Here is a 24,669-nt window from a genome sequence, read left to right as displayed (position 1 = left end):
CCCACGGCGGGCCCGTCCCGTCCCAGCCCGCGGCGCCGTACCCCCCACCCCCCACCACTCCCCCTCGATCGGAGTGCTTTGCCATGCGCCTCCGCACGCTCAGTCTGCTGACCGCGACCGCGACCGCCGCCGTCCTCGGGTCCCTGACCCTGGCCGGCCCCGCGTCCGCCGAAAAGGTCGACGCGCAGGCCGACTTCGTCGTCAGCCAGGGCCAGTTCGACCAGATGTTCCCGGGCCGGAACTCCTTCTACACGTACGAAGGCCTGACCGCCGCGCTCAGCGCCTACCCGGGGTTCACCGGCACGGGCAGCGACACCGTACGCAAGCAGGAGGCCGCGGCCTTCCTCGCCAACGTGAGCCACGAAACCGGCGGACTGGTCTATGTCGTCGAGCAGAACACCGCCAACTACCCGCACTACTGCGACAGTTCACAGTCGTACGGCTGTCCGGCGGGCACCGACAAGTACTACGGACGTGGCCCGATCCAGCTCAGCTGGAACTTCAACTACAAGGCCGCGGGCGACGCGCTCGGCATCGATCTGCTCCACAACCCCGATCTCGTGCAGAACGACGCGGCCGTCGCCTGGAAGACCGGCCTCTGGTACTGGAACACGCAGAGCGGTCCCGGCACCATGACCCCGCACAACGCCATGGTCAACGGTTCCGGATTCGGCGAGACCATCCGCAGCATCAACGGCACCTTGGAGTGCAACGGGGCAAACCCCGGGCAGGTCCAGAGCCGTATCGACAACTACAAGAAGTTCAGCCAGATCCTCGGCGTCGACCCGGGCGCGAATCTGAGCTGCTGAGCCGAAAACAGGGTGTCGGCGCCGTCATGGTGTGCCGAGCCACGTGCCGGGAAGTCGTCCTCGAGGTGCGCCGAGTGATCAATATGCACAGACTCGGCCCTGACGAGCAGAGATGAGGACGACAGCGAGAGGCGGCATCGGCACGTGGCCCACACACCTTCTGACGGCCCGACCCCCAGAGGCCGCAAGCGTATGCCGGAGACAGTCGCGGGCATGCCCCAGCATGTGCGCGAGGAACTGGCTCGTCGGCTGCGACGCACCAAGCGGGCCTATCGCAAGCAGGACGTCCAGGTCGTCGAGAAACCGCTGCTCAAGCGTGCTGTCGGCGCCTCGGCGCTCGGCAACTGCATGGAGTGGTTCGACTTCGGTGTCTACAGCTATCTCGCAGCCACCATCGGCAAAGTGTTCTTCCCGGGCGCCTCTCCGGGTGCCCAGCTGATCTCGTCCTTCGCAACATTTGCTGCCGCATTCGTGGTGCGACCGCTCGGCGGCCTGGTGTTCGGCCCGCTCGGTGACCGGATCGGGCGGCAGAAGGTACTCGCCACCACCATGATCATGATGGCGGCGGGAACGTTCTCGATCGGACTCATCCCGAGCTACGCGACCATCGGCATCGCCGCTCCGATTCTTCTGCTGCTCGCCCGAATGGTGCAAGGCTTCTCGACCGGTGGCGAATACGGCGGTGCCACCACCTTCGTCGCCGAGTATTCGCCGGACCGACGGCGCGGCTTCCTCTCCAGCTGGCTCGACTTCGGCACCTTCGTCGGCTACGCCCTGGGCTCCGCGCTGGTCACCGTATTGAACGTGGTCCTCACGGACGACCAGATGCTGACCTGGGGCTGGCGCCTGCCGTTCCTGATCGCGGGACCGCTGGGCATCATCGGCCTCTACATGCGGCTGAAGCTGGAGGAGTCCCCCGCCTTCCAGCAACAGCTCGACGAACACGAGAAGAGCCTCGCCCAGGACTCGGTCGGCAGTGAGTTCAAGACCATCATCCGTGAGCACCGGCGCCCCCTGCTGGTGTGCATGGGCCTGGTCCTGCTCTACAACGTCACGAACTACATGGTCACCGGCTATCTGCCGACCTATCAGACGGAAACGCTGGACCGCTCCAGTACCTCGGCGGACATCCTGGTGCTCATCGGCATGGTGTGGATCGTCCTTCTCATCACGTTCCTCGGGCGCCTCAGCGACCACATCGGCAGGCGCCCCCTGTACGCGGGTGCGGCAGTCGCCATGATCATCCTCGCCATCCCCGCCTTCCTCCTCATCAAGGCGCAGGGCACCTGGCCACCCATCTTCGGCGTGCTAATCCTCTCCACGCTCCTCGCGTGCTTTGCCGCACCGAGCGCGGCCACGCTGCCCGCATTGTTCCCGACCGCGGTGCGGTACGCGGCCATGGGCATCGGCTTCAACTTCGCCGTGGCGGCGTTCGGAGGCACCACCCCGCTGGTGACAGAGGCGCTGGTGAACGCGACCGGCGACAAGTTGGTGCCCGCCTACTACTTGATGGCGGCCGGAGTCATCGGCCTGGTGACCGTCAAGTTCCTGCCGGAGAGCGCCCAGTTGCCCCTCAGCGGGTCCCAGCCGATGGTCGGTTCGGCGGAGGAACAGAAGGAACTCATCGACACGTCCCAGGACTTGTACCAGTACGCCAAGGAAGAGTCCTCGGCGCGCTGACCACCCTCGCCGATCAGCGGTGGACCCGGGGGTCGGGTTGGCGCCGGGTGGCATGGATGGAGCCGAGCAGGCCGAGGGACTGGGCGCTGGGGCTGCCCGGGTCGGCGTGGTAGATGACGAGCTGCTGGCCGGGCGCTTCGCGTACGTCGAAGGCCTGGTAGTTGAGCGTGAGGGCACCCACGTCCGGGTGGAGGAAGTGTTTGGCGTCCTGGGTCTTGCCGCGCACGGTGTGGGCGTTCCAGAGGCGGGCGAAGTCCGCGCTGTGCTCGGTCAGGGTGCGGACGAGCTCGCGCAGCCGTGGGCTGTCCGGGTCGAATCCGGTTGCCTCGCGAAGGTTGGCGACGGTGGCCTGTGCCGCCCGGTCCCAGTCCGCGTAGAAGGTACGGCCCGCGGGGTCGAGGAAGGCCATGCGGGCCAAGTTGTCCGCCGGCTCGAACGGGGCGTAGAGGGCATCGGCCAGGGCGTTGACCGCGAGGAGGTCCAGGGTGCGGTTCATGACGAACGCCGGCGTGTTCGCGTAGCCGTCCATCAGCTGGCGCAGCGCCGGGCCGACCCGCTCGGCGGCGTGGGCGGAGGACCGGTCGTCGGGCGTGGCCCCGGCCAGCCGGTACAGGTGTGCGCGGGCGTCCGCGTCGAGACGCAGCGCGCGGCTGAGGGCGTCGACCACCTGGGCCGAGGGACGGCGTTCGCGTCCTTGTTCCAGGCGGGTGTAGTAGTCGGCGTTCACTCCGGCCAGGACGGCGACCTCCTCGCGGCGCAGTCCGGCGACTCTGCGGGCCCCATGGCTCGCCATACCGACGTCCTCCGGCTGAAGGCCGGCTCGGCGTGTGCGCAGGAAGTCTCCCAGGAGGTTGTCGTCCATGCGTTCAGGCTAGGCGGCGGCCAGATGGGCTGCCTGGGTGTGCTGCACCCAGGCAGCACACGTCCTGGTTGATGGCCACTGACCTGCGCAGACTCGGTGCGGCAGGAACCGCAGCATGTCGGCATCAACGAGAAACAAGGACTCCACCCATGACGGGACAACGACTTGACGGCAAGGTCGCCCTGATCACCGGCGCGACCGGCGGCCTCGGTACAGCGACCGCCGAGCTCTTCGCCCGCGAAGGCGCCCGGCTGGTGATCACCGATGTCGCCGCAGGTCCCCTGCGGGACCTGTCCGACCGGATCGGGGCACACGGTGCGGAGGTCGTCGCCGCCCACCTCGATGTCTCCTCCGCGCGGGAATGGGACGAGGTGATCACCCTCGTACGGGACCGATTCGGAACCCTGGACGTGCTCGTGAACCTCGCCGGCATCGTGGACTGGCCAGGTGTCGAGGACACGCGGGAAGAGGCTTGGGACCGCGTCATCGACGTGAACCAGAAGGGCACATGGCTCGGCATGAAGGCGTCGATGCCGCTCCTGCGCGCGAGCGGCAACGCGTCGGTCATCAATACGTCGTCGGTACTCGGCCTGGTGGGAAGCGGCGCGGCTGCGGCCTACCAAGCGTCCAAGGGGGCCGTGCGCCTGTTGAGCAAGACCGCCGCGGTCGAGTACGCCCGGCAGGGAGTACGGATCAACTCGGTGCATCCCGGGGTGATCGCCACACCGATGATCCAGGAAATCCTGGACGACCAGGGCGACCAGCAGCCGGACATCCAACGCACCCCGATGCGGCGCGCCGGCCGCGCCGACGAGATCGCCCCCGCGATCCTCTTTCTCGCCTGCGACGACTCCTCGTTCGTCACCGGCTCGGAGCTGGTGGTCGACGGCGGACTCACCGCGCACTGAGCAGACCGACCGGGGCGCGCGGCGTCCACGACCGTCCGGCTGTGTCCACAGAAGCATCCGAATCCACCGAGTTCGCTGGGAAGACCGCCCTTGTCACCGGGGCCACTCGGAAGACCGGCCTCGCCCTGCTCGACCGGCCGAGCAACGCACCCCGAGACGTCGCGCGTTGCTCGGGTCAGTGGCGGCGGACCAGCGGGAAGGGCAGGGCCCGGCCGGCCTGAGGAGGACGCCGAGACCTCGATGCTCGCGCTGCACCTGCACCTGCTCCGGTTCGCGCTCGGGCACATCAACACCCTGCTGCCGCAGCGCGAGGGCCGGGCACAGCGACAGTTGACCCGAGGTCGAGCCGCTTGCCCATATCCAGGCGGGAGCTCCGGTATTCAGGCTCTTCCGACAGCAAAATCGACGTGAAGTCGTGGACGAGGACGTCGGATGCAGAACCGCAGTGGCGTACTACGGCTGCGAGGAACATCGGTACAGCCGTGGCATTCAAGGCACGGCTGTGCGTCTATCCAGTCCTTGATGCCCTCTCGGACGGTCGACTACGAGCCCGCCCCGGCCCGTCCTGTTCTTCCCGCCCCTCTCGGTGCGCCGGCATCGGGGCCCCGGCCGCTGGCGGGAGGGCCGCGGCGATGCAGTCGAGGACGCGCTGGAGCCCCTGCCGGAACTGACCTTCGCGGCTCAGGTGCGGCTGGCGCGCCTCCGTCACGATCTTGGTGAAGATCGGGTACTCCCCGCTTTTCACCAGCCCGTCGATGTACGGGTAGCTCCGCTCCATCCATTCCGACTCGCTGAGACCGCTGCGGCGGACTTCCCTGGCCGTGCTGATCTCCTCGCGGACGATGCCCTCGACGTAGCTGTTCAGCAGGGCCACGAGGCCGAGGTTCTCGTCGATGGGGACGAAGGCGTCGAGTACGCCCATCAGCCCTTCGACCAAGCGCAGTTGGTTGGGGCCGAAGCTGGGGAGTGACCGCTGCACGGTGGCGATCCACGGGTGCCTCATCCACATGGTCCGCAGCTCGTCGGCGTAGCGGGTCAGGTCGGCGCGCCAGTCGCCCGAGGGCATGTCCGTGACGTCGATCTCGCCCATCACCTGGTCGGCCATGAGCTCGATCAGGTTCTCGCGGCTCGGGACATACCGGTAGAGCGACATCGCGCCGGCGCCGATCTCGGCGGCGATCCGCCGCATGGTGGCGGCTTCCAGCCCCTCGGCGTCGGCGATCCGGACGGCCGCCTCGGTGATCTTCGCGCGGCTGTGGACGGGCGTCGGCCCGTAGGCCGAGCGCTCGGGCCGCATCCAGATGTTCACGTACTCGGCGTCGGTCACCGTTTCCACCTCCTTGGTTGCGTACATAGTACCCAGTCGTTTAGCGTGCCCGTCGAGACCGCGTACAAGGTACCCAGTGGAGGGGTCTTATGCCTGATCCGATCGTGGTCGCCGAAGGGCTGCACAAGTCGTTCGGCGACAACCACGCCCTGCGGGGTCTGGACCTGAGCGTCCCGAGAGGAAGAGTCTGTGGCGTGCTGGGGCCGAACGGCGCTGGCAAGACGACCGCAGTGCGCATCCTGGCCACCTTGTCCGATCCCGACGCCGGGCACGCCCGCATCGCCGGACACGACGTCGTCCGCGAGGCCGGCAAGGTGCGCGCCAGGATCGGGCTCGCGGGCCAGCACGCTGCCGTGGACGAGAAGCTCACCGGTCGCGGCAACCTGCGCATGTTCGGGCGCCTCTCCCACCTGTCCCGGCGTGAGGCGCGACGACGGGCCGACGGGCTGCTCGAACGCTTCGACCTGATGGACGCCGCCGACCGGCAGGTCGCCGGCTACTCCGGTGGCATGCGCCGCCGCCTCGACTTGATCACCAGCCTCATCCTGCGCCCCGAGGTGCTCTTCCTGGATGAGCCGACCACGGGCCTGGATCCGCGCAGCCGCGGCGAGATCTGGGACAGCATCCGTGAGCTGGTGGCGGACGGCACCACGGTGCTGCTCACCACGCAGTACCTGGACGAGGCCGACCAACTGGCAGACGACATCGCCGTCGTCGACCACGGACAGGTGATCGCCACGGGCACACCCGACGAGTTGAAGGCCACCATCGGCGACCGCCTCGACGTCGAACTCGAAGACCCCGCCGCCCTGGACACGGCGGCGACCGTGCTGAAAACCCTGGCCGGAACCGATCCCACGGTGACCGCCGACCGGCTCAGCGTCGCCCTGCCGGGCGGCGGCTTCCGGCTCTTCGACGCCATGCGCGAGCTCGACCGCGCCGGGGTCGCCGCGGCTGATGTGCGGCTGCGCCGTCCCACCCTCGACGAGGTGTTCCTGCGCCTCACCGATCGGAAGGAACTGGTCCGATGACCGATCTCGCCCCGCCGCCGGGTCACCGCCTGCGATGGACGTTCACCGACGGTCTGGCCCTCGTCGGCCGCGAGCTGGGACGGCTGCGGCACGCTCCCGGCGAGCTCGTTGCCGCTTTGATCTTCCCGGCCGTCATGGTCGTGCTCTTCGGGTACGTCTTCGGCAGCGCGATCCAGGTGCCGGACGGCGGCGACTACCGCGAGTACCTCATGCCGGGCCTGTTCGCGATGGTGACCTTCTCCGCGTGGTTGGGGGTCATGACGCGGATGGCCGCCGACGCCTCCCGCGGTGTGATGGACCGGTTCCGCTCCATGCCGATGGCGCGCTTGGCGGTGCCGTTCGGGCAGACCGGCGCCGACCTGCTGACCGGACTGCTGATGCTGGCCGTGATGGTGGGCACGGGCCTGCTGGTGGGCTGGCAGCCGCACCGCGGCCTGATCCCCACCGCCCAGGCGTTCCTGCTGATGATCGTGCTGCGGTACGCGCTGAGCTGGGTGGGTGTCTATGTGGGTCTCGCGGTGAAGAACGACCAGGTCGCCGACGCGATGGTGCCGCTGGGCCTGCCGTTCACGATGCTGTCGAACGCGTTCGTCCCGACCGACGGGATGCCGGGGTGGCTGCGCTTCCTGGCCGACTGGAACCCGGTGAGCGCGCTCACCGCCGCCGCACGGGAGCTGTTCGGCAACCCGGGCACCCCGTCCGGAGACGTGGCCTGGCCACTGGCGCATCCGGTGACCACTGTCCTGCTCTGGTCGTCCGCGCTTCTGGTGATCTTCGTCCCGCTGTCGCTCCGCGCCTACATGCGCAGAGGACGCTGACCACTCCAGGCATCTGCCCCGCAGACCGATCGCCGCTCACCGCGCCAGAGCGGCGCTCAACGACACCGACGCCATGGAGACGTCATGAGCTTGTTCCGGCTCGACGCCAGCATCCTTCCCGGCACATCCGACAGCGCCGAACTCGCCGACCTCTTGGAATCGGAGTGGACCGCAGTCCACCGCGACGCGACGGTGGTACGCCGCCATCTGGGCACCGACCCACTGCCCGCCGAAGCCTGGGCACATGCCCACACCGCAATGCGACGCCCGGACCCGACCGCACTCCCGCCCAGCGCGACGCGCTCACCCTCGCTGGGTCGCTCACCGCGGAACTCGAGGCCGCCTCGGCGGTGGTGCTCGCCGTGCCCTCCCCACCTCACCGCACCACAACCGGCACCGTCACCCTCACCGCCTCCGCTCGTCCCCCATGGCGCGCCTGGTGCACGTCGCGGTACGACCCGTCCGCCCGGCGCCGTTGGTACACCAGCGTCAGCCGTGCCGCTCCCCTGCGCAGCCCGCGGAGCGTCACCGTGCCGTCCTCGACGCGTACCGACGCCAGGCCGGCCGGACGTACTTCGGCCCGCACCCGGTTCTCCGGTGCCGACAGGTCGAACGCGGCGCCCGCGGCGCTGCGCACCACGCAGGAGACGTCCGCGGCCCCGCCCACGTTCACCGCGGCCGGTCGGGCGGTGAGCCTGAACGGGGCGGTCCCGGCGGGCACCGGTTCGTCGCCGGTGGACTGGTCGATGGTGAGCAGCAGGTGGCCCGCGGCGTCCACGCGGTGGTCGTCGATACGCAGCCGCTCGGTGTAGACGACGCGGTCGGGCGACGTGGGCGACGTCCGGCCGTGGTGCACGTAGTACAGCTCGCTGCCGTCCGGTGAGGCGGTCAGACTGCCGTGGCCGGTGGAGTACATCCCGACGTCCGGATTCTGCGAGAGCACCGGGTTGTTCGGGTACTTGCGCCACGGACCCAGCGGGTGATCCGCGACCGCGTAACCCACGCCGTAGTACTGGTTCTCGAAGTTGTTGGCCGAGTAGGTCAGGTAGTACAAGGTGCGCCGCTCACCGGCGTGGACGTAGTCGTGCCGCCAGGCCGTGGAGCCCTCTTCCCAGCGACGGTCCTTCTTCGAACCGCCCGACGTCGCATGGTCGTTGACGTGTGCGTCCTCCCAGGGCTGCGGGTCGGCCGCGTAGGTGAGGACGGGCACGAACCCGTCCCGGCGCAGCTCGTCGGCAGTGCCGGTCCGCGCGTTGGCGTCTGCGTAACGGGGGTGGATGGTGGGCATGGTGGCGCCCTCGGGGTCCCGCCACCAGTGCGTGGTCAGCTCGACGGCGGCGATGTTGGATTCCTCGATGTACTTGCCGAGGCCGGTGTCCCACACCCAGTTGCGGTAGGCGTTGCTGGAGAAGTAGAGGTAGATCCGCCCTTCGTCGAAGAGCAGGTTCGCGTCGATCATCGGTATGTAGGAGCCCAGCGGAGCGGTGCGCCCCTCCTCCTCGGTGGCCGGCGGGGTGAGCTGGTCGGCATCCATGATCAGGTTGACGTCGTGGTAGTCCGGTTTGTACGGGTGGTAGTCCAGCGGCCGGTCGTCGATGTTGCGGAACGGGCCCTCGGGCGTGCGGGACACCGCGACCCCGATCGAGCACGGCTCCTCGAAGTCCGCGTGGCGGAAGTACTGTTCGGCCATCGTGCTGCCCATGCGGGCCGCGTAGAACAGGTAGTACAGGCCGGTGTCGGGGTTGCGGTAGACCTCCGGCGCCCAGAACCAGTCCTTGCCCCACTGCTTCGGGTCGTCGGCACGCAACGCACCACCGGGCAGGCGCTCCCACGTCGACAGGTCGGGCGAGCGGTGGACGCCGAAGTAGTAGCCGTCGTCCGAACCGCCCGTGCAGTACGCGTAGTAGTAGCCGCTGGGCTCGTCGAACAGTACGTAGGGGTCACCGCCGGACGTCATCGCGTCGTTGGCGTACGTGGCGTCGGTGGCGGTGAACGCGCCTGCGCCGCGGTCGGGTTGCCGCGGCGAGGCGACGGCGGCGCCGGGCGCCAGGGCCGCGGCGGCGAGGGCCAGCGTCCCGCCGAGGACGGCGCGTCTGGCGGGCGGGAGAGAGGGGCCTTCGGGCCGGCGGCTCATGACTGCACCTTTTCAACGTAACCATGCGCTTCAACGAAGCGACGAACAAAGGGGGTTGGGGTGTGCGGTCCGGTGGGACCGCCGGTCTGCGGTTCGGTGGGACCGCCGGTCTGCGGTCCCACACATCTGCCGCGGTCAGCAGCCGCCGCAGTTGTAGAACGTCACGTCCCAGTGGTTGCCCTCGTCGGCATACACGTTGCCGGACGCGGCCTTGTACTGCGGGGCACCGTCGCCGCGCAGACCGATGTAGGAGAAGTGATTCTTGACGTAGTTCGTGACGCAGGTGCTCTTGCCGAAGTCGAGCTTGTAGCCGTTCCAGTGCGAGTACGTGCCGCTCGCGTGGCCGGTCTCGGTGCCACCCGTGATGTTGAGCGCGCACCCACTGGCCGACTTCAGCGTCTGGGCACCCTGGGCGGTGGCGAGATTGAGCTGGTCGAACGACGTGCACGTGGACACATTGCGGTCGGAACAGCCGCCGGACGAGGACCAGGTGATCCCGACCGATCTGAACATCGACGTTGCCGTCGCGTGCGAGATCTTCGTGGCGGCGAACGCGTCGGTGGCGGTCGTCAGCACACCGAATCCGGGGGCGACGAGAGCGCCCGTGGTGAGGGCGAGCGCGGTGAGCGCGGAACGAATACGCATGGGAATCGCGGTCCTTCCTGCCAGTGCCTGAGTGGGATGTGACAGCTGTGGTGCAGGTGGATCGGCACAGATCGTGCCAGGGTCTACGCGCGTGGGGAAGACCTGGGACGGTCGGGGGCGCGGCGGGCGACCGGACAGGACCGAGGTCGTCACCGATCGGCGACGACCTCGAGATCGCCGCACCACCCCAAAGGCGATACGATACGTCTCGTCTAGCGTTGGCCCCGCCCTGGAGGAGAACCATGGAACGCTTCATCGACGCAGCACCCGGTGTACGGCTGTGGACGGAAGACCGGGGTGACACCGACGCGTCTCCGATGCTGCTGATCATGGGAGCGCAAGCGTCCGGCCTGGGCTGGCCGGACGAACTGGTGGACATGCTCGCCTCGCGCCATCGCGTGATCCGCTACGACCACCGCGACACCGGTCGCTCCACCTGGGCGTTCGACCAACGGCCCTATCCCCTCAGCCAACTTGCGGAAGACGCCGTCACGGTGTTGGACGGCCTCGGCGTCGAACGCGCCCACATAGTGGGCATGTCACTGGGTGGCATGCTCGCCCAGCTCCTCATCGCCGACCATCCGGACCGGTTGCTCAGCGCGACGCTGATAGGCACGAGCGCGCTCAGCACCGTCCCGTACATCCAGCCGGACGGAACCCGGATCCCGCCTGAGGAACTCCCCGGTATCGCACCCGATCTGCTTGAGATGTGGTGCCGTCCCGTTGTGGACCTCGGCCTGGAAGCGGAGTTGGAACGGCGGGTCGAGCACTGGCGGATTCTGGGCGGCGATCAGCTTCCCTTCGACGCCGAATACGTCCGCGCCCTGGAGCGAAGGGTCATCGAGCACACCGGGCACTACGCCACCAGTACCGCGCATGCCCGCGCCGACGCGTCCGACCTGGACCGCACCGAGCAACTGGCAGGGGTCACAGTGCCCACCCTGGTCACCTCTGCTCCCGCCGAACCGGTCTCCCCGCCGCCCCATCCCGACCACCTCGCCCAGGCGATTCAAGGCGCACGCATCATCGAGATCCCCGGCATGGGGCACGCACTCCCACCTGAGGTGCACACGCCGCTCGTCGCCGCGATCCTGGACCACACCACCAGACACTGACTGGACCACACCACCAGACACTGATGCGAGGCCATCACCACCGAGGCGACCACCGCACCCCACGGCACGCTGTCGGCGGTGTCGGCCGCAACACTGCAGGACACACTTCAGCAGCTGCAGTCGATCCTCGGTGCCATCGACGACGTGCCGCCCGCCGCCCCCACGATGCGATACGCGCAGGGGCCGGCAGGCCGCCCGTGACGCGTCAGGTCCTGTTGGCGATGGCGGCGAACCCGCCGTCGGCCGGGACGTCCACCGTCAAGGTGTCATCGGCCGTCACCTTGTGGCTCTCCCGCACGAGTCCGTCCGGGCCGTCCCTGACCACGTCGATCGTGTACGTACCGTGCCCCAGGAAACGCAGCGGCACCTTCTCGGTGTGGGCCTCGCCGGCGGTCACGTTGCCCAGGAACCAGCGGTTGCCGTCCCGGCGGGCGAGGGTGGTCTTCTTGCCGGGGTCACCGGCCACCAGCCGGGTCTCGTCCCAGACCGTGGGCACGGTCTCCAGGAACTTCTCCAGCTCCGGGCGCTTGCGGTACTCCTCCAGCGAGCCCGCGAAGTTCTGCAGCCCGGATTCGTAGACCACCGAGAGCGCCAGCTCCGCGGCGTCGGACACCGGGATCTTGCCGGTCTGGAAGTCCATCGGGGTGAAGTCCATGGAGCCGACCACGTTGCGGGTGTAGGGCAGCACGGACACGTTGGCCGCCGTCACGTTCATCTGCTCCGCGCCGTGCACCGCCTCCATCGACATGACCTGCGGCCAGGTCCGCTGGACGCCGTGCGGGATGGTCGAGCCGTGGAAGTCGACGAGGAGGTGGCGGGCCGCCGTCTCCTTGAGGATCCCGTCGTACCACTGGTAGCGGACCTGCTGGTCCGAGTCCATGAAGTCGATCTTGACGCCGACGACACCCCAGTCGGCCAGCTTGTCGAACATCGCCTTCTGCTCGTCGGCGGTGTCCACGTCGGTGTAGTGCAGCCAGAGCAGCACCTTGACGCCACGCTCCTTGGCGTACGCGGTCAGCTCCGGCATCCAGTCGGTGGTGTTCCAGCCGTCGTCGACGAGTGTGTACTCCCAGTGGTGCTCGGCGGCGTAGTCCACCATCGACTTCTGCTTCTCCAGGCTTCGTTGAGCCTCGTGGCCGCCGTCCATCCACGACCAGGCGACCTTGCCGGGCTCGATCCAGGAGGTGTCCTTGACCCGGGACGCCGGGGCGACGTCGTCGGTGAGCGTGGACTCCGTCACGGTCGCCAGATCGCCGGTCGTCACCGTCCGCCACGGGGTGCTCAACGGCCCGGACGAGTCGACCTCTTCGTCCGCGAGCGAGACCCGGTACTCGCCCTTGCCCTTGGTGTGCGCCAGATGGCTGCCGGAATAGCTGCCGGTCACGTCCGACTCGCTCAGCAGCACGTAGTCGCCACCGGACCCCGTGCCGCGGGTGCGGAACAGTGCCGGGTAGGCGTAGTCGTCGTCTGCGGCGCCGGCCGCCGAGGTCGACTGGTGTGCGGCTTCGTAATTGCCGTCCGACCAGGTGTTGATCCACGCCGGCGCGCTGTCGGGCACCTCGAAGGTGGAGGCCTCCTTCGTGACCTTCACACCGTCGCCCCGGGCGTCCGGCACCACGTAGCGGTACGCGACGCCGTCGGCCGCGGCTCGCACCACGACCCCGAGCCGGGCGCCGTCCGCGTTCTCGAAGTCGAACCGGGACTCCGTCTGATCGACCGTGCGCTTGAGGCGCTTGCCGACGGTGGCGGTGTAGCGCTCGTGCACCTTCCGGTCGGATCTGTGCACGAACTTCAGGCCGGACGTCAGATCACCCTCGTCGGTGACGATGCCCAGCGCCCCGGGTTCGAGCACGGTGCGGCCGTGCAGACCTACGCCGAGGGTGAGCCTTCCGTCATCGGCCAGGCGGAGGTCCGCAGTTGGCCCGGTTCCACCCCGGGAGACGGCCCAGCACCGGTGGTCGTCGGCCTGCGCCGACGGGGCGAGCAGGCTGCCCGCCATGGCCGCGGTCGCGATGGCGACGAGCAGCACGGATGGTCGTACACGCATGAGTTCCCCTTGGTCTCGTGGTCTCGGAAGCCGACGGCAGCATCAGGGTTTCCGGACGCGGCGCCCGCTACAGCAGGGTCAAGCTGTCGATGTTCGCGCCGGCGGACCGGGTGAGGGCCGCGCGGACGGTGACGTTCTCCCCTTGCGGGAGATCCGCGGTGAAGGAGGCCGTGGCCCAGGTGTCCCAGCCGCCGGTGGGCGGCATGGCGAGGGTGGCGACTTTCGTGCCGTTGACGTCGACGTCCATGGGGCGGTCCGCGTCACCGCCGTTGGCGTACCGGACAAGGAGCCGCTTCTCGCCCACCGCGGGCACGGTGACGGTCCATGCCAGGGTCGATCCCGCCGCCGACGTCCCGGTGAACTCGGCGTAGCCGGTGCCGGTGTAGCCGGGGTGGCGGCTGCCGATGACGAAGGCGCTGTCGAGCCGGGCGGCTTCGGCCTGGTGGACCGTCCCGCCGCCGACTCGGGGGTACGGGGCGCCGCTGGGTTCGACGGTGACGGCCCTGCCGCCGCCCTTCGCCATCCGGATCTCCGGGGTGACGACGCTCAGGACCTTCGCCTCGGCGTCCCACACACAGCCGGCTCCCTTGTCGCTGAGGAGGGCGGCAGCCTCACTGGTGAAAGCGGGCAGCGTGCCACCGCCGTCGACCCGCATTCCCACGGGGCTCGCCAAGCCGTGGAAGCGGACGAGGAAACGGCGGGCGTCGGGCGCACCCTCGTACGAGCCCTTCGGGTGCGCGATGACGGCGCGGGTGGAGGCGTCGGTGAAGGTGAGGCGGGTGACACTCGTCTGCCTGCCGCTCCGGTACGCCTCGGTCACCCCATCGTCCTCGACGACGTCGAAGACGCCGTCGGCCCCCGCGTAGACATCCATCTCCAGCTGCCGCTTGGTGAGGTAGGCGGTGCTCTGCGCGTACGGGTACTTGGGCAGGATCGCCCCTGCCCTGACGAACAGGGGTGTTTCGCCGGTACTCGCGGTGTGGGAGAGGTCTTCGCTGTCGGATCCGGTGTGCTTCTCATCCGTCCAGAAGTCGTACCAGTGCGCACCGGCCGGCAACCAGATGTGCTGCTCCCCGCCCTCGGAGGTGACGGGGGCGACGAGGAGCGAGGGGCCCCACATGTACTGGAGGTCGTGGGTGTAGGCCTGGGGCCGGTCCTGGTGGTCGATCACCATGGCCCGGGCCATGGGCATGCCGGTGGCGGCCTGGTGGGCGAGCGTGTAGACGTACGGCATCAGGCTGTAGCGCAGCTGCCCGAATCGCGCGAAGTCCGCCTGGGCCTGCGGGCTTTGGTCGAGTGGCCAGCGTGATGCCCGCTTGCCCTTGTCCTTGGTCGAGGCGGTGCCGTGCGGGCGCCAGATCGGGGCCAGACTCGACCAGCCGACGGGCCAGTTGCGGTAGAAGGCGTCGGAGATCACCTCGCCGTGGCCAAAGCCTCCGCCGTCGATGTTGGCGTACGGGAATCCGCCGAGGCCGGCCGTCTGCATGCCCCGGATCTGGTTGCGCATCTCGTCGTAGGTGGAGTCGATGTCACCGGTCCAGTAGTGCCCGTAGCGCTGCTGGCCCGCGGTGGCACCGCGGCACCAGGTCCACGGGCGTTTGCCGGGCCCGATGTGCCCGGCCCCTGCCGGGTCCCAGCCCTCCTCGCCGACTCCCTTGTGCAGGTTGAGAAAGTAGGCGTTGCGGTCCTCGGACCAGGTGCGGCCGTCCGCCGTCTTCGCCGTGTACGGGATGGCTCCGAGGTCGTCGACCTCGTCGATCCACAGTCCGTCGCCGGGATACTCGAGGGCGGGGTCGAGTGCCTTGCCCCAGAAGACCTTCCACACCCAGGCACGGGTGTCACGGTTGCTCCAGTCGGGAACGGCGTTGTTCTCCTTCACACCCGCAAGATCGGCGACCGCGAAGCTGTAACCAGGGGGCGGGCCGCCCTTCCAACCCGCCATCTCGTTGGTGTTGTTGCGGTTGTAGTCCAGCGTCACGGTGACGCCGTTCCCGGCGGCCCACTTCTGGTACCCGGCGGGGTCGGGCCAGCGCTCGCGGCTGAACTCGAACCACGATCCGGACCAGGAGCCCGAGCCTTCGCGCCAGCGGTTGTCGTTGACCTGGTGGTCGAACGGGAAGCCCGCGGCGCGGTGTCGGGTGACCTTCTCTCGCCACCAGTCCTGGTCACTGACGTCGGCGAAGTTCTTGTCGGACATCTGAAGCCCGAAGATGGACCGCTGAGGCAGCCGCGGACGCCCGGTCAGCTGCGTGTAACGGTCGAGGAGCTGCGCGAACCGGGGGCCGTTGATCAGGAAGTAGTCCAACTGGGGGCGCGCTCCCCCGGCGTCATGACCGTCGGCGTGGAACCCGTACCCGCCGCTTCCACCGAAGCTGAACGTCGTGTCGAACGTGGTGTTGAAGAAGACCCCGTACCCCTTGCTGGAGAGGTAGAACGGCACGATCGCGGGCGCCTGATTGTCGGGGTTCTCCACTGCGCCGGAGTAGTTGTGGGACACCGTGTCACCGGTACGGTCGAGTCGCGGCGTGCGGCCGAGGACGCCGTGCCCCGCCTTCAGGAAACGTTCGTCGGCCTGTGGTGGCGCGAACGCCTCGGCGGCGACCGTGTGGTCCGGGCCGCTCCAGGTGATGCCGTGACCAGCGTCCTCCTTCGCGAGCAGGGCGCCGGTGTCCCGGGCGTAGAACTCCAGCCGTAATGGCTTCTTGCGCAGGACGACGCGGGGACCGTCCGTCGCCGCGGTGCGGAACTCGACGGTGTCCTCGGTGGCCCTGACGTGCAGGCTGCCGCGCATGGCGGAGTGGCTCCGCGGCTGCACCATCTCGTAGTGGGTGTCGGGGAGGAAGCTCTCCCCGGCGCGGGCCGCGCGCACCCTGACGATCTGGTCGCCGTACGCGGTGAGGCGCAGCCGCTGGCCAGTGACGCTCGTGACGGTGACGCTCCGGCCGTCGTCGGTGGTGTGTCCGGCGTAGTCGGTGAGTTGTTCCTGCGCGTCATCTGCCGCGTGGGCGCTCTGCGGCACGACGGCGCCCGCGGCCAGGGCGCCGGCCGCCGTCGACAGGAGGGTTCTGCGTCTGATGCGTTCGCGCTTCATCGCGTCTCCAAAATGGACCGAATGGACCGACTGGACCGGACGGAGTCGTGCGGCTCAGAGGGACGGGCGATCACCACATGACATCGTTGTCAAAGCCTCCGTACACGCATCACTGGATGTATTTGTGCGGTGCCGGTGAACCTAACGGGCGACCCTTCGAGGGGTCAACAGCCGTGCACCACCTGCCCGTTGGGAGCGCGGCACTGGTGAGCCGGCGGGGCTCCGAGGGCGGGTGGGAGGTGCCCGTCCAGGTACCGCGGCTCCCACGTCGAGCGTCCAGGAGTTCCACCAGCCAACGGTCACCGTCGTTCCGCTGAGGCTCAGCAGGAGCCACACCAACGGGGAGGAACCGAGGTCGTCGGTGTTCCAGCGGTCTCCCGCGTAGATGTAGGTAGTGGCTGAAGTGCCTCGGACCGGGATGATGTTCGCGGTCTGCGTGTTGTACGTCTTGGTGCCCTGAGGCGCCAAGGTGCGGAAGGACGACCAGGAGCCGGAGAGCGAGGTGGCGGTCGCGTAGACGTTGTCGGCTCCGGTGGTTCCCGCCGCGCCGAATCGCGGGCTTAACCGTGCTTGAGCCGGATCTCAAGGCCGACTTAAAGATCGCCGACCGGGCCCTCAGCGATCGTTTCAAGACACGCCGACGACTAGATTCGCCCCGTGAGTCCCGAAGCAACCGCCCCTGATCCGTCCATGTACCCCGCCCTCTCCGCCTACTTGGCACAGACACCACGGCTCGGGGGACGCAGGACGGACAGGTCGTCGCACACAGAGGCCGGACCGACCCACCCCGTGCCGTCAGCCGCCTCACCCACCTCACACCGCAGGACGGGCAAGGGGCGTCGCCGCACGGCCGGCCCGGCGAACCGGACGACCGGTGCCGCCACCCCGGCACTACGCATCCCGCTGCCGCGCCCGGGGTACGCGTTCGCCGCCGTGATCGCCCTGGCCACGGCCTCGTTCCTGGCCCCGACGCACGACTCCGCACCCACCCGACCGCACGCGGCAGCCCCGCACCAGCCCGACGTGTCCAGCCCTCCACACCCTCCCGCGAGCCCACCGTCCCCCACCGACAAGCCCGCACATCACTCCGCTCCTCCGGCGAACCCCGGCACCTCCCGACCACACACGACCCCGGATCCGGACGAAGGAGACCAGGATGTCCTCGCTGTCGGCAGTACCGGCAGCGCGGTGGTGCGGGTACAGGAACAACTGCGGCAACTGAGGCTCTACACAGGCCCCTTGGACGGCCACTACAGTCACGACGTCGCAGCCGCGGTGGCCCGCATGCAGCAGGCACAGGCCATACCCGAGCCTCTCGGCCACTACGGACCAGCGACCCGCGCAGCGATCACCACCGCGGCCACCTGACTCCGACTCCCCCCACTCCCCCACTCCTCCACACCCCCACACCCCCACACCCCCACACCCCCACACCCCCACACCGAAAGGTGACCACATGCACCGCAACGCCCTGCGCGCATACGCCACCGCGGCGGCCGCTATCGGCTGCGCCATCACCTTCTGCGTCTCCACCGCGCACGCCGCCGTCATCTGGGACGGGGACGCGTCCCAGGGCACGGGCGCCTTCGCCACCACGCTGTGCGACAGCCCCGGCAGCGTCACGACGGGCAACTGGAACGACGGGCACGGCACGTTCTTCAAGTTCAACAAGCCCATCGGCACGCCGCGTTGCGAAGGACACAGCGTGCGTACCTCGGCAGGCGAGTACACGTTCAAGAACAACAGCACGTACTGGTTCGGCTGGGACTCGATGACCAAGACCGGCAACGCGCAGACCGTGTTCCAGTGGAAGTCCAACGGCACCAACGACCAGCACAGCCAGAACTATCCCGTCCTCATGAAGGTCGAGGACGGGCAGCTCAAGGCCTGGTACGTCGCACCCGGCGAGACGTGGATCCCCATTGGCAGTACGCCCTGGACCGAGGGCGCCTGGCACTCCGTCCAACTGGGCATCACCACGGACTCCGCGGGGCAGGGCACCTTGTCCGTCTACAAGGACGGCAACCGGTTCGCCTCCCGCACCGGGGCCCGAACCTGGGACGACCTGGGCAACAAGCCACGCTGGGGCACCTACTTCGGCACGGACACCAGCACCGCCTCCATCAACTGGGTCGCCGGACTGAAGATGGGGACGTCCCGGGAAGACGTCGACTGAACCACACACCCGCCCGGTCCACGCACATCGCAGGCAGGAACCCGGACACTCGACCCAGCCGGTCCGTGAGATCTTTCCTCGGCTCCGACCTCTTCCCCATACCAACCAGTCGGTACTACCGTCGGGCCACTCCACGCGCACAGTCAACATGCCGTGGGCTCACGGAACCGGACTGGGAGGCACGGTGTCGATCACGCCTGCGGCGGCGCAGCACCCGAGTACCACCGGGCGGGGCGCGCCCCTGCGTCTGCTCGGAAACCGGCGGCTCGACCGGTATCCCGAACGCGGGCCTCGCTACTGGTACTTGGGGATCGTGGTGGCCGTCACGATCATTCTCTACTACCAGCTGTACGTGCAGTACGCGGTGTCGACCGCCATCATCGGCGAGTACGACATGTCGTTCCGGTACTTCGTGTACATCTCGGTGGCGGCGAACGCCGTCGGCGCGTTCGCCTCGCTGGCGGCGGGCCTCGCCGACCGGTGGGGACGGGCCAACATCGTGGTCTACGGCCTGCTCGTGGTGGGTCTGCTCACCACGTTCGCGCTGCCGCACGCGCCGGACAAGGTGAGCTACCTGCTCGGATACTGCGCCGTCGCGCTCGTCGAGGGCATGATCCTGGTGGCGACCCCGGCGCTGATCCGTGACTTCTCTCCGCAGCTCGGCCGCGCTTCCGCGATGGGCTACTGGACGATGGGGCCGATCATCGGCAGCCTCGTCGTCACCGCGGTGACCTCCCGCACCTACGGGGGCGGGACGAACTGGCAGGACGAGATCCGCTTCGCCGGGATCAGCGGACTCGTGTTGTTCGTCGTCGCGTTGTTCGGGCTGCGGGAACTCGCGCCGGCACTGCGCGACCAGATCATGGTGAGCCTGCGCGACCGTGCGCTGGTCGAGGCACGGGCCAAGGGCATCGACACGCAGGCGGCGCTGCACGGGCAGTGGCGGCAGATGATGCGCCTGGACGTGATCGGCTCGGCGGTCGCCATCAGCCTGTACCTCATGCTGTACTACGCGGCCGTCGGCAACTTCGTGCTGTACTTCTCCACCACGTTCGGCTACACACCGCAGCGCGCGAACGCCCTGCTCAACTGGTACTGGGGGGCCAACGCGGTGTCACTGGTGGTCGCGGGGCTGCTGTCCGACCGGCTGCGGGTGCGCAAGCCCTTCATGCTCCTCGGCGCACTCGGTTCGATCGGGTTCACGGCGGCGTTCGCCCTGCGCGCCACCCAACCGGGCACCGGCTACTACACGTTCGCTCTCATCGTCGTCGGGATCGGAGTGACCAGTGGTGTGGCCTACTCGCCGTGGATGGCGAGTTTCACCGAGACCGTCGAGCGGCACAACCCGGCGGCCACGGCGACCGGGCTCGCGATCTGGGGCTGGGTCGTGCGGATCACGGTCGCCCTCTCCGCTGCCCTGCTGCCGCTCGTCGTGCACTCGACGACCCCGCTCATCGAGCACGGCGCCGAGGTCAAGCAGGCCTCCGTGCAGGCGGCTCCCGCGCTGAAGATCCGCGCGGCCCACCCGAAGCTGTTCGCCCAACTCGACACGTATGCACCGGGGAAGGTACCGCCGGCGCTGCACGAGCGCGCGCAGGAAGAGGTCGGTGCCGCCGGATTGCGGACCGTACAGAAGGCGGCACCACAGCTGAAGGTGCTCAGCGAACACGGAGCCGAGGTCGAGCAGGCCACCGCCGACACCCCTGGCCAGTGGCAGGCGTGGTGGTGGGTGTGTCTGGGCGGGCAGGCACTGTTCCTGCCCTTCGTGTTCGTCATGTCGGGTCGGTGGCGGCCGCGGGACGCGCGGCGGGACCTCAGTGACCATGAGGAGGCCGTGGCCCGGCAGTTGTCCGAGATGCACAGCGAAGAGGAAGAAGGTGCCCGCGCATGAGCGCCCCCACCGAGCTGCACGCGCTGACCGCACTGGAACAGGCGGCCGCCGTCCGCGCAGGCCAGGTATCCGCCGTGGATCTGGTACGTCATCACATCGGGCGCGCCGACGCCCACGACAAGCGGTTCGGCGCATTCATCACCCGCACGAACGAGGCGGCGCTGGACGCCGCGGCGCACGCCGACGCCACGCCGGCCGCGCAGCGGGGCACCTCTGCCCTGTTCGGGGTTCCGACAGCCGTCAAGGACCTGGTGGACACCGCAGGTGTGACCACCACGTTCGGCTCGAAGGCCTTCGCGTCACGGGTACCGACCCTCGACGCGCACAGCGTGACTCGCCTGCGGAACGCCGGCACGATCAGCCTCGGCAAGACCAACACCCCGGAATTCGGCTGCTGTTGCTACACCGACAACGACGTCGTGGGCCCGGCCCGCAACCCGTGGGACCCGGCCCTGTCGGCCGGCGGGTCGAGCGGGGGCGCGGCCGTCGCGGTGGCACTCGGGCTGGTACCCGTCGCCCACGCCAGCGATGGCGGCGGCTCGATCCGTATCCCGGCGAGCGTGTGCGGACTGTTCGGTATCAAGCCCTCACGTGGCCGCGTCAGTTCCGGGCCGGCCGGCGCCGAGGCGACCGGTCTGTCCGTGCAAGGGCCCCTGGCCCGCTCGGTACGCGACGCGGCCGCACTGCTCGACATCCTGGCAGGGCCCGAACCCGGTGACCCCCACTGGGCACCCCCGCTGCCGTCCGGCGAATCGTTCCTCGGCCACGCGGACCGTCCCCCGCGCAGACTGCGCATCGGCCGGTACGCGACACCTGCCGCGCAGGGCATCACCGTGGACCCGCAGTGCCTGGCCGCCTGGGAACACGCCTCTCACCTCCTGGAACGCCTCGGGCACACCGTGGAGGACATCCCCACACCCTTCGGCCCCGAGATCAGCGACCACTTCGTGACGGCATGGGGTGTGCAGTCCCTCGGCCATGTCCTCGACACCGAACAAGAGGCGCTGCTGCGGCCGGTGACGCGGGCTTGGCGGGAATACGGACGCGGAGTGAGCGGCGAAGAGTTCGCGGCCGCACTGACCGCAATGCACCGGGCGTCACGCGCGGCGGTACGCGCGACGCAGGACTATGACGCCGTACTGACACCGACCCTGGCAACACTGCCACAGCCGCTCGAGCACTTCGACGAGTCGGGCGACCCGTTGGTGAACCTCCATCGCCAGAGCGCTTTCAGCGCGTTCACCAGCCCGTACAACATGACAGGCCAGCCGGCCGTCAGCCTCCCCCTGTACTGGACACCCCACACCGGGACCCCGGTCGGCGTCTCACTGGCAGGACGGCCCGCGGACGAGGCCACACTCATCACGCTCAGCGCCCAACTGGAAGAAGCAAACCCCTGGCGCCACCAGTACACACGCCTGCAGACCGCACACTGACCCCGGCTCGGGGGCCCGCCGACCATAACGCTTGGTCCACCATCACAACTCCGGTACGGACGACGGGAAATGACCCGCCCCCCGACCGGTGTGCCGACGCCGCCTCCAGCAGCGCCCGCGATCAGTGGGCGCCCGGCTTGGCCGCGACACGCTCCAGGACGGCGTCCAGTTCGGCGCGGGACCACCAGGAGCCGTCCCGCATCACTCCCGCGATCCTTCGGAGAGCGGCGTGGTCCTCCAGCGGGTCCTCGTCGAGGAGCACCAGGTCGGCGGGCATACCTGCGGCGACCTGACCGAACTCGCCTTCCTCGCCCAGGAATCGGGCCGCTTCGGTCGTTGTCATCCGCAGGATGGTCAGCGGGTCGAGCCCGGCCTCGGTGAGGTGGTCGAACTCGTCGTGGAGGGCGAAGCCCGGGATGATTCCCGCCGCCCCGCACGCATCCGTACCGGCGACCATCGGCACTCCGGCGTCGGCGAAGGTCTTGGTCATCCTCAGCTGGGCCGCCCAGTGGTTGTGCAGCGCGTCGCGGGTGACGTCGGGGAGCTGGGAGAACTTCTTCGACGACTTGTCCCAGGTACGCAGTCCCTCGGGGGCCATGTAGCGGCGCCTCGGGTCCTGGGTGTGTTCCGGTGAGTCGCCGAACTGCTGGGTGTGGACCCGGATCAGGGTCGGACACTGCCACGTGGTGTGTTCGACGAAGAGGGCCGCCAGTTCCTCCGCCTTCTGCTGGTCGTACGTGCCGTCGGCGAGGTCGTACGCGTGCGCCTCCGTCTCGGACGTGGCGGTCGCGGGGTTGGTGACCATGCCCTTGATCAGCTTCATCGCCAGCTTGTCGGCGCCCGGGATCTTGACCTTGGGAATCGGCGGGAGCTTGCGGGTGGCGTTGGTGGCCCGCACCTCACCCTCCTTCGAGGACGCCGCGGCGAACACGGTGACACCGGGGCCGAGGTGCTCGATCGACCACACACCGCCGTGGGCCGCCTCACGAGGATCGAGGTCGGCGGGCAGGTGGCCGCCGAGACGGATACCGAGACGGTTCGCCTCCTTCAGAGCCGCCAGGAAGGTCTCCCGGGTCGTCATGCCCGCCTTGACGAAGTCGGCGCCGTCCCGGTGCTGTTCACGTACGGCCTGCACCGCACCGTCGGTGGTGCTCGCGTTCAGCGGGGTCAGCAGGTCACCGGCCGTCGCCTTGAGCGCGGGCGCGCCGGTCGGCTGCGGCAACGTGCCCGCGCTCCGGGACTTCAACAGCGCCCGGTTTCCCGACATCTGGCGGAAGCCGACGACACCGTTGGCGAGCATCAACGCGTACGTGCCGTCGACGTCCTTCGGGGTGTTCAGGGCGTGCAGGTGCATGTCCATGTACCCCGGGACGACGAACCGGCCCCGCCCCTCCACCACGTGCGCATCCGAGGTGGGCGCACCGGTCGCGGTCACCGACGTGATCCGGCCGCCTTCGACCACCACGTCCTGGCCGGGGGTGCGGCGCCCGTCCAGCGGGTCGACCACGGTGACGTCGCGCACCACCACGCGCCCGTTGACCGAGGACGGCTCGACGTACCTGCTCATGTCTCTCCTTGATGTCGTCTTGATGTCATCGCGAGATGTGGTCTTGGTGTCATCGCGGGATGTCGTCTTGGCGCCATCGCGGGATGTCGTCTTCGTGTCATCGCGGCGTTCGGGCCTGGGCGGCCGTCATTCGGCGAAGAGGCGACGCGCGTTGCGCGTCGTGAGGTCCCGCCAGGTCTCGGTGGCGGACGGCTGCGCCGCCGAGTCGACGGAGGCCACCTGGGCGAGGGCCCCCTCGGCAGGTGTCCAGCAGTAGTCACTGCCGTACAGGAGGCGCTCGGTGCCGAACGCGGCGTCCAGGGCCGGGATTTGGCGCGGGAAGGGTGTGCCGGCCATGTCGTACCAGAGGCGGCCGAGCTGCTCCAGGGCGCTGGGCGCGTCCTTGTTGCTGCCACCGAACACGGTGCTGAACAAGTCGATCCGGTCGGCGAACAGCGGCAGCGCTCCCCCGCCATGGGTCAGCACCCACCGAATCCGCGGAAAGCGGGGGAGTACGCCGCGCAGAAGCAGGTCGCCGGCGGTGCGGGCGGTGTCGAAGAGGAACTCCAGCATCGGCCGCGGCCGCCCCAGGGAGACATCATCGACGTTGGGCGGTGACGTGGGGTGGACGAAGACGAGGGCGCCGCGGCGGTCGAGGTCCTCCCACAGCGGTTCGAAGCGCGGATCGCCGAGGTAGACGCCGTGATGGTTGGTCTCCACGGCGACCCCGTCCGCACGGAGCACGTCGAGGGCGTGGGCGACTTCGGCCAGCGAGCCCTCGACGTCGGGCAGCGGCAGGGAGGCGAAGTGGCCGAACCGCTGCGGCCGTTCGGCCCGCACACGGGCGCCGAACTCGTTGACCTCACGCGCCAGCGAACGGGCCGCGCCGTCGTCCCCGAAGTGCACGCCCGGCGAGGAGATCGACAGGTAGGACTTCTCGATGCCCGAGCGGTCCATCAGGTCGAGGTGCTGCTCGACGCTCCACGAGGGCCAGCCCGGCATCCCGTCGGGGTGCTCGACGCCGGCGGACCGGGCCGCGGCGACGTAGCTGTCGGTGACGAAGTGGGCGTGGACGTCGATGAGGCCGGTCGGGGTCGGGGTCATGCGGGGCTCCCTGGATTGCAGGTCCGTACCTGAACCAGCGTAGGAACGC

General features: G+C 69.0%; 19 protein-coding genes. 11 read left to right on the top strand and 8 right to left on the bottom strand.

Annotated elements, in window-relative coordinates; translation table 11 throughout:
- The first annotated feature begins 83 nt into the window (after positions 1 to 83).
- Together OG746_RS23160 and OG746_RS23155 are read left to right on the top strand one after the other, a co-directional pair.
- Positions 84 to 809, top strand: a complete 726-nt coding sequence (locus OG746_RS23160) for a chitinase (RefSeq protein WP_266717466.1) — start codon at positions 84 to 86, stop codon at positions 807 to 809.
- 213 nt (positions 810 to 1,022) lie between these two features.
- Positions 1,023 to 2,489, top strand: coding sequence for an MFS transporter (locus OG746_RS23155; RefSeq protein WP_266717464.1), 1,467 nt, complete (start codon positions 1,023 to 1,025; stop codon positions 2,487 to 2,489).
- Between the two features lie 13 nt (positions 2,490 to 2,502).
- Here OG746_RS23155 and OG746_RS23150 read toward each other — a convergent pair whose 3' ends face one another.
- The gene (locus OG746_RS23150; RefSeq protein ID WP_266717462.1) at positions 2,503 to 3,351 is read right to left on the bottom strand and encodes a helix-turn-helix transcriptional regulator; all 849 of its coding nucleotides are present in this window, start codon (positions 3,349 to 3,351) and stop codon (positions 2,503 to 2,505) included.
- 149 nt (positions 3,352 to 3,500) lie between these two features.
- On the opposite strand from OG746_RS23150, the gene OG746_RS23145 reads away from it, so the two are divergent.
- A complete protein-coding gene (locus OG746_RS23145) occupies positions 3,501 to 4,259 on the top strand; it encodes an SDR family NAD(P)-dependent oxidoreductase (protein ID WP_266717460.1) in 759 nt (252 codons plus the stop codon).
- A gap of 508 nt (positions 4,260 to 4,767) precedes the next feature.
- Here OG746_RS23145 and OG746_RS23140 read toward each other — a convergent pair.
- Complete coding sequence (locus OG746_RS23140) at positions 4,768 to 5,586, bottom strand: TetR/AcrR family transcriptional regulator (protein ID WP_266717458.1); 819 nt, start codon at positions 5,584 to 5,586, stop codon at positions 4,768 to 4,770.
- 89 nt (positions 5,587 to 5,675) lie between these two features.
- On the opposite strand from OG746_RS23140, the gene OG746_RS23135 reads away from it, so the two are divergent.
- Both OG746_RS23135 and OG746_RS23130 read left to right on the top strand, forming a co-directional pair.
- Positions 5,676 to 6,617, top strand: coding sequence for an efflux ABC transporter ATPase subunit, DrrA-related (locus OG746_RS23135; protein ID WP_266717456.1), 942 nt, complete (start codon positions 5,676 to 5,678; stop codon positions 6,615 to 6,617).
- On the top strand, positions 6,614 to 7,435 hold the full coding sequence (locus tag OG746_RS23130; protein ID WP_266717454.1) for an ABC transporter permease: 822 nt from the start codon (positions 6,614 to 6,616) through the stop codon (positions 7,433 to 7,435). Before OG746_RS23135 ends, OG746_RS23130 begins: the two co-directional genes overlap by 4 nt.
- Positions 7,436 to 7,811: 376 nt before the next feature.
- On the opposite strand, the gene OG746_RS23125 is transcribed toward OG746_RS23130, so the two are convergent.
- Positions 7,812 to 9,569 (bottom strand): family 43 glycosylhydrolase, encoded by a 1,758-nt coding sequence (locus OG746_RS23125; protein ID WP_266717452.1) that lies wholly within the window; start codon positions 9,567 to 9,569, stop codon positions 7,812 to 7,814.
- A 135-nt stretch (positions 9,570 to 9,704) separates the two neighbouring features.
- Positions 9,705 to 10,214: a hypothetical protein gene (locus tag OG746_RS23120; protein WP_266717450.1), complete on the bottom strand. Its 510-nt coding sequence runs from the start codon at positions 10,212 to 10,214 to the stop codon at positions 9,705 to 9,707.
- Positions 10,215 to 10,456: 242 nt separating this feature from the next.
- On the opposite strand from OG746_RS23120, the gene OG746_RS23115 reads away from it, so the two are divergent.
- Together OG746_RS23115 and OG746_RS23110 are read left to right on the top strand one after the other, a co-directional pair.
- A complete protein-coding gene (locus OG746_RS23115; protein ID WP_266717448.1) occupies positions 10,457 to 11,329 on the top strand; it encodes an alpha/beta fold hydrolase in 873 nt (290 codons plus the stop codon).
- Positions 11,330 to 11,407: 78 nt separating this feature from the next.
- The gene (locus tag OG746_RS23110) at positions 11,408 to 11,530 is read left to right on the top strand and encodes a hypothetical protein (protein ID WP_266717446.1); all 123 of its coding nucleotides are present in this window, start codon (positions 11,408 to 11,410) and stop codon (positions 11,528 to 11,530) included.
- 4 nt (positions 11,531 to 11,534) lie between these two features.
- On the opposite strand, the gene OG746_RS23105 is transcribed toward OG746_RS23110, so the two are convergent.
- On the bottom strand, positions 11,535 to 13,376 hold the full coding sequence (locus OG746_RS23105; protein WP_266717444.1) for a glycoside hydrolase family 97 protein: 1,842 nt from the start codon (positions 13,374 to 13,376) through the stop codon (positions 11,535 to 11,537).
- 67 nt (positions 13,377 to 13,443) lie between these two features.
- On the bottom strand, positions 13,444 to 16,467 hold the full coding sequence (locus tag OG746_RS23100) for a TIM-barrel domain-containing protein (RefSeq protein ID WP_266717442.1): 3,024 nt from the start codon (positions 16,465 to 16,467) through the stop codon (positions 13,444 to 13,446).
- A 657-nt stretch (positions 16,468 to 17,124) separates the two neighbouring features.
- On the opposite strand from OG746_RS23100, the gene OG746_RS23095 reads away from it, so the two are divergent.
- The 4 genes from OG746_RS23095 (at position 17,125) to OG746_RS23080 (ending at position 21,970) form a co-directional block, all read left to right on the top strand.
- Entirely contained in the window at positions 17,125 to 17,835 is a 711-nt protein-coding gene (locus tag OG746_RS23095) for a peptidoglycan-binding domain-containing protein (RefSeq protein ID WP_266717440.1), read from the top strand.
- 88 nt (positions 17,836 to 17,923) lie between these two features.
- Positions 17,924 to 18,643, top strand: coding sequence for a heparin lyase I family protein (locus OG746_RS23090; protein ID WP_266717438.1), 720 nt, complete (start codon positions 17,924 to 17,926; stop codon positions 18,641 to 18,643).
- Between the two features lie 184 nt (positions 18,644 to 18,827).
- Positions 18,828 to 20,534: an MFS transporter gene (locus OG746_RS23085; protein ID WP_266717436.1), complete on the top strand. Its 1,707-nt coding sequence runs from the start codon at positions 18,828 to 18,830 to the stop codon at positions 20,532 to 20,534.
- Positions 20,531 to 21,970, top strand: a complete 1,440-nt coding sequence (locus tag OG746_RS23080) for an amidase (protein ID WP_266717434.1) — start codon at positions 20,531 to 20,533, stop codon at positions 21,968 to 21,970. Before OG746_RS23085 ends, OG746_RS23080 begins: the two co-directional genes overlap by 4 nt.
- Positions 21,971 to 22,091: 121 nt before the next feature.
- Here OG746_RS23080 and OG746_RS23075 read toward each other — a convergent pair whose 3' ends face one another.
- Together OG746_RS23075 and OG746_RS23070 are read right to left on the bottom strand one after the other, a co-directional pair.
- Positions 22,092 to 23,537: an amidohydrolase family protein gene (locus tag OG746_RS23075; protein WP_266717432.1), complete on the bottom strand. Its 1,446-nt coding sequence runs from the start codon at positions 23,535 to 23,537 to the stop codon at positions 22,092 to 22,094.
- A gap of 126 nt (positions 23,538 to 23,663) precedes the next feature.
- Positions 23,664 to 24,620, bottom strand: a complete 957-nt coding sequence (locus OG746_RS23070; RefSeq protein WP_266717430.1) for an amidohydrolase family protein — start codon at positions 24,618 to 24,620, stop codon at positions 23,664 to 23,666.
- Between the last annotated feature and the right edge of the window lie 49 nt (positions 24,621 to 24,669).

The sequence above is a fragment of the Streptomyces sp. NBC_01016 genome (assembly GCF_026341035.1).
GTDB lineage: Bacteria > Actinomycetota > Actinomycetes > Streptomycetales > Streptomycetaceae > Streptomyces.
The sequence above is the reverse complement of the archived record's forward strand: the minus strand, read 5'-3'. Positions and strand labels throughout refer to the sequence as shown.

Excerpts from the sequence above, each read along its gene's own strand:
- OG746_RS23160 (WP_266717466.1), top strand. The coding sequence starts at position 84 with ATGCGCCTCCGCACGCTCAGTCTGCTGACCGCGACCGCGACCGCCGCC.
- OG746_RS23155 (WP_266717464.1), top strand. The coding sequence starts at position 1,023 with ATGCCCCAGCATGTGCGCGAGGAACTGGCTCGTCGGCTGCGACGCACC.
- OG746_RS23150 (WP_266717462.1), bottom strand. The coding sequence starts at position 3,351 with ATGGACGACAACCTCCTGGGAGACTTCCTGCGCACACGCCGAGCCGGC.
- OG746_RS23145 (WP_266717460.1), top strand. The coding sequence starts at position 3,501 with ATGACGGGACAACGACTTGACGGCAAGGTCGCCCTGATCACCGGCGCG.
- OG746_RS23135 (WP_266717456.1), top strand. The coding sequence starts at position 5,676 with ATGCCTGATCCGATCGTGGTCGCCGAAGGGCTGCACAAGTCGTTCGGC.
- OG746_RS23130 (WP_266717454.1), top strand. The coding sequence starts at position 6,614 with ATGACCGATCTCGCCCCGCCGCCGGGTCACCGCCTGCGATGGACGTTC.
- OG746_RS23125 (WP_266717452.1), bottom strand. The coding sequence starts at position 9,569 with ATGAGCCGCCGGCCCGAAGGCCCCTCTCTCCCGCCCGCCAGACGCGCC.
- OG746_RS23120 (WP_266717450.1), bottom strand. The coding sequence starts at position 10,214 with ATGCGTATTCGTTCCGCGCTCACCGCGCTCGCCCTCACCACGGGCGCT.
- OG746_RS23115 (WP_266717448.1), top strand. The coding sequence starts at position 10,457 with ATGGAACGCTTCATCGACGCAGCACCCGGTGTACGGCTGTGGACGGAA.
- OG746_RS23105 (WP_266717444.1), bottom strand. The coding sequence starts at position 13,376 with ATGCGTGTACGACCATCCGTGCTGCTCGTCGCCATCGCGACCGCGGCC.
- OG746_RS23100 (WP_266717442.1), bottom strand. The coding sequence starts at position 16,467 with ATGAAGCGCGAACGCATCAGACGCAGAACCCTCCTGTCGACGGCGGCC.
- OG746_RS23090 (WP_266717438.1), top strand. The coding sequence starts at position 17,924 with ATGCACCGCAACGCCCTGCGCGCATACGCCACCGCGGCGGCCGCTATC.
- OG746_RS23080 (WP_266717434.1), top strand. The coding sequence starts at position 20,531 with ATGAGCGCCCCCACCGAGCTGCACGCGCTGACCGCACTGGAACAGGCG.
- OG746_RS23075 (WP_266717432.1), bottom strand. The coding sequence starts at position 23,537 with ATGAGCAGGTACGTCGAGCCGTCCTCGGTCAACGGGCGCGTGGTGGTG.
- OG746_RS23070 (WP_266717430.1), bottom strand. The coding sequence starts at position 24,620 with ATGACCCCGACCCCGACCGGCCTCATCGACGTCCACGCCCACTTCGTC.